This is a genomic window from Arsenicicoccus sp. UBA2120 (assembly GCF_002330965.1).
In the GTDB taxonomy this organism is placed as follows: domain Bacteria; phylum Actinomycetota; class Actinomycetes; order Actinomycetales; family Dermatophilaceae; genus Arsenicicoccus; species Arsenicicoccus bolidensis.
On the sequence record NZ_DCYC01000022.1, the window covers coordinates 23,015 to 29,161 of the forward strand.

At 72.1% G+C, this 6,147-nt stretch carries 9 protein-coding genes; 5 read left to right on the forward strand and 4 right to left on the reverse strand.

Features of this window, described 5'->3' with window-relative positions; all coding sequences use genetic code 11:
- Window positions 1-23: 23 nt before the first annotated feature.
- Window positions 24-596, forward strand: a complete 573-nt coding sequence (locus tag B2P18_RS02655) for a class I SAM-dependent methyltransferase (protein WP_286955748.1) — start codon at window positions 24-26, stop codon at window positions 594-596.
- Between the two features lie 85 nt (window positions 597-681).
- A complete protein-coding gene (locus B2P18_RS02660; RefSeq protein ID WP_286955749.1) occupies window positions 682-1,122 on the forward strand; it encodes a nuclear transport factor 2 family protein in 441 nt (146 codons plus the stop codon).
- On the opposite strand, the gene B2P18_RS02665 is transcribed toward B2P18_RS02660, so the two are convergent.
- A complete protein-coding gene (locus tag B2P18_RS02665; protein ID WP_286955750.1) occupies window positions 1,052-1,540 on the reverse strand; it encodes a hypothetical protein in 489 nt (162 codons plus the stop codon). The genes B2P18_RS02660 and B2P18_RS02665 overlap by 71 nt on opposite strands.
- Window positions 1,540-2,178, reverse strand: coding sequence for a TetR/AcrR family transcriptional regulator (locus B2P18_RS02670; protein ID WP_286955751.1), 639 nt, complete (start codon window positions 2,176-2,178; stop codon window positions 1,540-1,542). The genes B2P18_RS02665 and B2P18_RS02670 overlap by 1 nt, the downstream gene beginning before the upstream one ends.
- Before the next feature lie 111 nt (window positions 2,179-2,289).
- On the opposite strand from B2P18_RS02670, the gene B2P18_RS02675 reads away from it, so the two are divergent.
- Complete coding sequence (locus B2P18_RS02675) at window positions 2,290-2,916, forward strand: NUDIX hydrolase (RefSeq protein WP_286955753.1); 627 nt, start codon at window positions 2,290-2,292, stop codon at window positions 2,914-2,916.
- Here B2P18_RS02675 and B2P18_RS02680 read toward each other — a convergent pair.
- Window positions 2,894-3,790: a DMT family transporter gene (locus tag B2P18_RS02680; protein WP_239264633.1), complete on the reverse strand. Its 897-nt coding sequence runs from the start codon at window positions 3,788-3,790 to the stop codon at window positions 2,894-2,896. The genes B2P18_RS02675 and B2P18_RS02680 overlap by 23 nt on opposite strands.
- A 104-nt stretch (window positions 3,791-3,894) precedes the next feature.
- Here B2P18_RS02680 and B2P18_RS02685 point away from each other — a divergent pair, with 104 nt between their 5' ends.
- Window positions 3,895-4,608 (forward strand): ArsR/SmtB family transcription factor, encoded by a 714-nt coding sequence (locus B2P18_RS02685; RefSeq protein WP_286955754.1) that lies wholly within the window; start codon window positions 3,895-3,897, stop codon window positions 4,606-4,608.
- Here the strand turns inward: B2P18_RS02685 and B2P18_RS02690 are convergent.
- On the reverse strand, window positions 4,595-4,873 hold the full coding sequence (locus tag B2P18_RS02690; protein ID WP_019287399.1) for a hypothetical protein: 279 nt from the start codon (window positions 4,871-4,873) through the stop codon (window positions 4,595-4,597). The two genes, B2P18_RS02685 and B2P18_RS02690, sit on opposite strands and share 14 nt — an antisense overlap.
- 82 nt (window positions 4,874-4,955) lie before the next feature.
- Here B2P18_RS02690 and B2P18_RS02695 point away from each other — a divergent pair, with 82 nt between their 5' ends.
- Entirely contained in the window at window positions 4,956-5,852 is an 897-nt protein-coding gene (locus B2P18_RS02695) for a LysR family transcriptional regulator (RefSeq protein ID WP_286955755.1), read from the forward strand.
- The last annotated feature ends 295 nt before the right edge of the window (window positions 5,853-6,147 follow it).

The following is a 6,147-nucleotide window of genomic DNA, read 5'->3' on the forward strand; positions in this document are numbered from 1 at the left end:
GTCGTGGTCACTAGGTTGTCGGCATGACCAGCGAGCAGTGGGACGGGGAGGCCGAGACCTTCGACGACGAGCCGGATCACGGGTTGCGCGACGAGACGACGCGGGCGGCCTGGCGGGACCTGCTGCTGTCGGTGCTGCCACCGGCGCCAGCGCGGATCGCCGACATCGGGTGCGGCACGGGCACCCTGTCACTCCTCCTCGTGGACGAGGGGTACGACGTCGACGGCCTGGACTTCTCCCCCGCCATGATCGAGCGGGCGAGGACCAAGGTGCCGGAGGCGACCTTCGTCGTGGGGGACGCCGCGACACCTTCCCTGACACGCGGTGCGTATGACGTGGTCCTGTGCCGCCACGTCCTGTGGGCACTGCCGGATCCCGTCGCAGCCCTTGCACGCTGGGTGGCTCTGCTGCGCCCCGGCGGAGCGGTCGTCCTGGTCGAGGGGAGCTGGACGACGGGCGCCGGCCTCACCGCTGACGAGACGGTGCGGATCGTCAGGTCCGTCCGGGCGGAGGCCACCGTCCGGCACCTCCCCGACGCCGTCTACTGGGGCAAGGAGATCGCCGACGAGCGTTACCTCGTCGTCAGCCGCCGGTGACGGGACAGGGTCCATATCAGGGCCGTATGACGGGCCCCGGGGCGATAGCGTGAGCCGGGACACCCCGTCCCCCCGTGGAGGTCCCATGGAACCCCGCCAGCCCGTGCCGCCGTTCACCCGCGAGACCGCCCTGCCCAAGGTGCAGGCCGCAGAGGATGCGTGGAACACGCGTGACCCCGAGCGGGTCGCCGGCGCCTACACCGTCGACACCGTATGGCGGAACCGCGACGAGCACCTGCAGGGCCGCGAGGAGGTCATCGCATTCCTGACCCGCAAGTGGGAGCGGGAGCTCGACTACCGCCTCCGCAAGAACCTCTGGGCGTTCACGGACGACCGGATCGCGGTGCGCTTCCAGTACGAGTGGCGCGACGCCGACGGGCAGTGGTGGCGGGCGTACGGCAACGAGCTGTGGGAGTTCGACGAGCTGGGCTACATGCGGCGCCGCGAGGCGTCGATCAACGACGCGCCCATCGACGAGAGCGACCTGCGGGTGACGCCCGGCGACGGCGACCTCCCCACCTGGTGAACGCGCCTGGAGGATCGGCCTGCGCGAGGACGGGCAGGAGCATCCCCGCCATGACCACGGTGAACGCCCTGTTCTTGAGGATGTCCTCGACGGGGCTCGCCGCGGGCCAGCCGTAGCCGAGAACGAGGAGGAAGGCGAAGAAGCCGAGGATGGCGACGACAGCCACCCGAGTGCTGCGTCCGCCCAGCAGGAGGCACACGCCCACCCCCACCTCCCAGGCCGCCAGCACCAGCGTCAGCCCGGCGATGTGCGGCATGACGAAGCCCTCCCACAGGTCCTCCAGGGGGCGCCACAGGGCTGTCGATCCGTAGACGGCATACCCCTCGGGTGCCGCACGCCCCTGGACCAGGTGGGCGACGCCGCCGCCGAGGAAGACCGTGGCGAAGACCCACCGGACGACGATCCCGTAGCGGCGCATCAGCTCTCCCGCAGATGGGTCGACCGGAAGTGCCGGACGTGCGCGGCGAGCATCGCCCGCGCGCGCTGCTCGTCCGCCTCACCGGTCTCGGCCAGCTGGATCAGCGCGAGGACAGGGCCGAAGAACGACAGCGCGACCATCTCGGGGTCGAGGCCGGGACGGAGCTCGCCCGTGGAGATCAGCTCGGTGAACACCGCGCTCTGGAAGGCCACCGGCCTGCCGATCCAGTAGTCCCGCAGGCGGCGGCCGATCTCGGGGTCGCGGTACTGGTTGACGACGAACAACCGGCGGAGAGCCGCGAGCTCAGCATCGTGCAGCACCGCCGTGAAGAAGCCGTCGGCGACCTCGACCAGCCGCTGCTCCGTGATGCCGACATAGGCGGGCACGGCGGCCGGAGGTGAGTCGACGACGACGCCCAGCCCGCTCGCGACCGTGGCCAGGCGGGCGTCAGCGCGCTCGAGCAGGGCGTCGAAGAGCTCCTGCTTGGACCCGAAGTGCTTGTAGACCGAGCTCTCGCGGATCCCGACGTCGCGGGCCAGGTCGCGGATCGACGTCCCACCCCAGCCGTCGCGCGAGAAGCGCTCCAGGGCCGCCGCGAGCAGGCGCTCCCGCGTGGGTAGCGAACGATCGTTAGCCATGCGTCGACGTTAGCAGTCGCGTGCCTCGGGCGCCAGGGTCGCAAGTCCCCGCAGGGGCTCGGCCAGGTGAGACGCTGCCCACCTGACCCACCTGCGCACCAAGGAGGCCCCGTGACCCGCGACGACTGGCAGCGCACGTCCCCGCCCAGCGAGCAGCTGGACTGGAGCACGCTCTGGGAGGACGAGCGGCACGGCGGCTGGCAGGTCCAGGCCGCGACCCGCGAGACGGACGGCTGGACGCGGCCCAACCTGCGCCTGCAGCTCGGAGACGAGGACCGCCGTCTCACCGGTGCGGCCTGCGTGTGCGTCCGCCGCGACGGGGACCAGCCGCGGGTCCTCCTGGTCGACCAGCAGCGGCCCGCGCCAGGGGTGCGGCTGTGGGAGATCCCGCGCGGCATGGTTGATCCCGACGACGCCTCCCCGGCCGAGGCCGCCCTGCGCGAGCTCGCCGAGGAGACCGGCATGGTGGCCTCGCTCGAGGCCGAGGTCGGCGAGATCTATCCGGACACAGGGGTGTTCGCGGGGTCGGTTGCCGTGGTGCTGGCGGCGTTCGTCCGGCAGGGCGAGGGACAGGACGAGGACGAACCGGAGGTCGACGCGACGCGGTGGTTCACCCGCGACGAGGTCCGCGGACTGATCGCCGAGGGTCGGCTGCGGGACGGCATCAGCCTCGGGGCCCTGGCCCTGGCGGACGTATGGCGACAGGACGACCCCGTCAGCGCCGCATCATCCGCGTGATCGCGACGCCGAGCAGGCACAGTGCGCCGCCGAGCAGCATCACGGGCGTCGGGGCCTCGCCCAGCAGCAGCCAGGACAGCACGATGGCGACGGCCGGGACGACATACGTGGTGGCCGAGGTGCGCCCGGCGGAGGTCCGCATCAGCACGTAGGCCCAGGTCGTGAACGCGAAAGCCGTTGGCAGCACACCCATGTAGACGATGCTCAGGGTCGCGCCAAGGGGTGCCGTCACGAGGTCGTGGGCCAGTCGTCCCGACCAGGGCAGCAGCGCCACGGCGCCGGCGGTCGCCCCGAGCCAGGTGAGGGTCGTGGAGTCGACGGTGCGCATCAGGTGCTTCTGCACCAGCGTGGCGCCGGCATAGAGGACGGCCGCGGCGAGCGCCAGCAGCAGTCCCGTGATCGCGAGGTGGCCGCCGGAGGACTGCAGGCCGATCAGCACCACGCCGAGGAAGGACACGGGCGCGCCGATCAGCAGCCCGCGCGGAAACCCTTCTCCGAGAAAGAGTCCCGCGAACACCACGACCATCAGCGGCGCGAGGTTGACGATCATCGCGGCGGTCCCCGCGTCGACGGTCTGCTCGGCGACGTTGAGCGCGAGGAGATAGAGGCAGAACCACCCGACACCCCACGCGATCACCAGCGGCACGGATCTCCTTGGGGGCCAACGGATCCCCGAGCGGGCGGCGATGAGGCCGAGCACGACGCTGCCGACGAGCATGCGCAGCAGAGCCATCGACCCCGCGTCGTAGTGCGGCCCGGCATATCGGATCACGATGAACGACGACGCCCACAGGACGACGGTCGCGGCGGCGGCGAGCAGGACGCGGGGCTCGTTGGCCTGGTCGCGCGTCGTCTCGATGGTCGGTGCGGTCACGGTCTGATCATCTCCCTCGGGTCGGTGACGGACGCTCTCGCGTCCAGGGTGGTCGGTCGACGGTTCGGTGCCGGGCGCACGGTCGCGGTGCTTCGATGGGCCGTATGACGACGCCCGCCCACCCCGACCTCGCCCTCGTCGCGCGGGCCCTGGCCGACGAGTCGCGGGCCTCGATGGTGTTGGCGCTGCTGGACGGGCGAGCCTGGACCGCAGGCGAGCTCGCGTCCCACGCCGGGGTGGCCCGGTCGACGGCCTCGGCGCACGTCGACCAGCTCGTTGCGGCGGGACTGGTGTCGGAGCTGCGGCAGGGGCGGCACCGCTACGTGCGCCTGAGGGACGCCCAGGTGGCCGACGCCGTCGAGGCGCTCGCCGCGCTGAGCCCGCGCGTGCGACCCGCGACCGCGTCGCTGAGCGGGCAGCGCGTGGACGCCGAGCTGCAGGCCGGCCGCACCTGCTACCGGCACCTCGCGGGCCGCCTCGGGGTGTGGCTCACGGACGAGTGGCTGCGGCTCGAGATCGTCTCGGACGACTGGGAGCTCACGGCCGTCGGTCGCGCCTGGCTGGACGGCGTCGGCTTCCAGTGCCCCGCGGCGGCCCGGCGTCCGCTGGTGCGTCCGTGCCTGGACTGGACCGAGCGGCGCGAGCACGTGGCGGGCCTGGCGGCGGACGGATTCGCGCAGCACGCCTTGGATCTCGGCTGGCTCGAGCGTCGATCGCACCGTCGCTCGGTCGAGCTCACCCCCGCGGGGTGCACGGCCCTCTCCGCGTCCGGCCTGCGTGTGGACGAGCTGCCCGCCGGTCACCTCAGCAGCCCGTAGGCGGGACGACGCCGTGGTGCAGCAGTCGCGCCACCCAGGAGGGCCGGCGCGTGCTGCTGGAGGCGCGGGTGCCGTGGGAGGGGCGGCCGGCCCGGGACCGGTCGATCACGTCGCGGGCAGGAGCGGTGGGCCTCATGTCAGGTAGACGTGCGGACGGCGCCTGACGTGAGTACTCCGCCGCCACGGGCACCCGCAGGACGTCGAGCTCCTGCTGCACGCGGGCGAGGTCACGGTCGTCGGGATAGCGGCTGGTCATGGTGTTCATGTCATCAACGGTCGGCCGCTCAACCCCTTAGCACAAGCGAACGTTTCTTCACGACCATGCAGTGTTGCTGTATGTTCGTGGAATGGTCGACGTCAACCGCCTCAGGGTCTTTCGCGCCGTGGTCGCGAGCGGGTCGGTCAACGCCGCCGCGCAGCACCTCGGCTACACCCCGTCAGCCGTCAGCCAGCACCTCGCCACCCTGCAGCGCGAGACGCGGCTGACCCTCGTCGAGCGCAACGGCCGCGGCATCGCCCCCACCCCCGTCGGCCTCGAGCTCGCCTCGCGCAGCGACGATCTCATCGGCAGCCTGACCCGCCTCGACGGGGTCATCGAGGACCTGCGCGAGGGGCGCACCGACTCCCTCTCCGTCTCGTCCTTCGCGTCCGCGGCCGAGGAGTGGCTCCCCGGCGTCGCGGCGGCGGTGCTCCAAGAGTTCCCCGACGTGCAGTTCACGTTCCGGCTCAACGAGGTCGAGACCACGCAGGTCGTGTCCGCGGACATCGACATCCGCAGCGAGTTCCTCGACGAGCCGCCCACCTCGATGACGGGCTACGAGCGCCAGGTCCTCACCACCGAGCCGTACGTCGTCGTCCTCCCCCGCGACCACCCGCTCGCCCAGCAGGACGAGATCCGCTTCGGGGAGCTGGGCGACGTGCCCTGGATCGACAACGACCCCGGCGACACGACCTGCGGCCGGGTCGTGCGGATGGCAGCCAGCTCGTGCGGCATCCGCCCGCGGTTCGTGGCGTATGCCGGAGACCACCACGGCGCCGTCGCGTTCGTGGCCGCCGGGCTCGGGATCGCCGTCATGGCGCGACTGGCGGCGACGACGCTGCCGCCGGGCGCCGTGGCACGACCCCTGGTGTCCCCCACGCCGGAGCGACGGATCGTGGCGTTCGTGCACGGGTCGGCGATGCTCAAGCCCGTCGCGCGTCGGGTGGTCGAGCTCCTCTCCGCTCGGGTCGGACCTTCGGCCTAGAACCCGACGATCTGTGGCAGAGCCAAGCGCGCACGTGGGCCCAGGTGGCGTCGCCGAGTCAGACTGAGCGGCGGACGCACCTTTGCCACGTGCCGGCGGGCGCGGACGCGGCGTTCGTGAGCCCCCAGCGCACGAACGCTCGCCGAGGCCGTCCCGAACCGCACTTTTGTGAGCTCCCAGCGCGCGAACGTCCGCCGAGGGAGCCCCGCGCCGCACTTTTGTGAGCTCCCAGCGCACGAACGCCCGCCGAGGACGCCCCGATCCGCACTTTTGTGGCTCTTCTGACGCTTCCGTG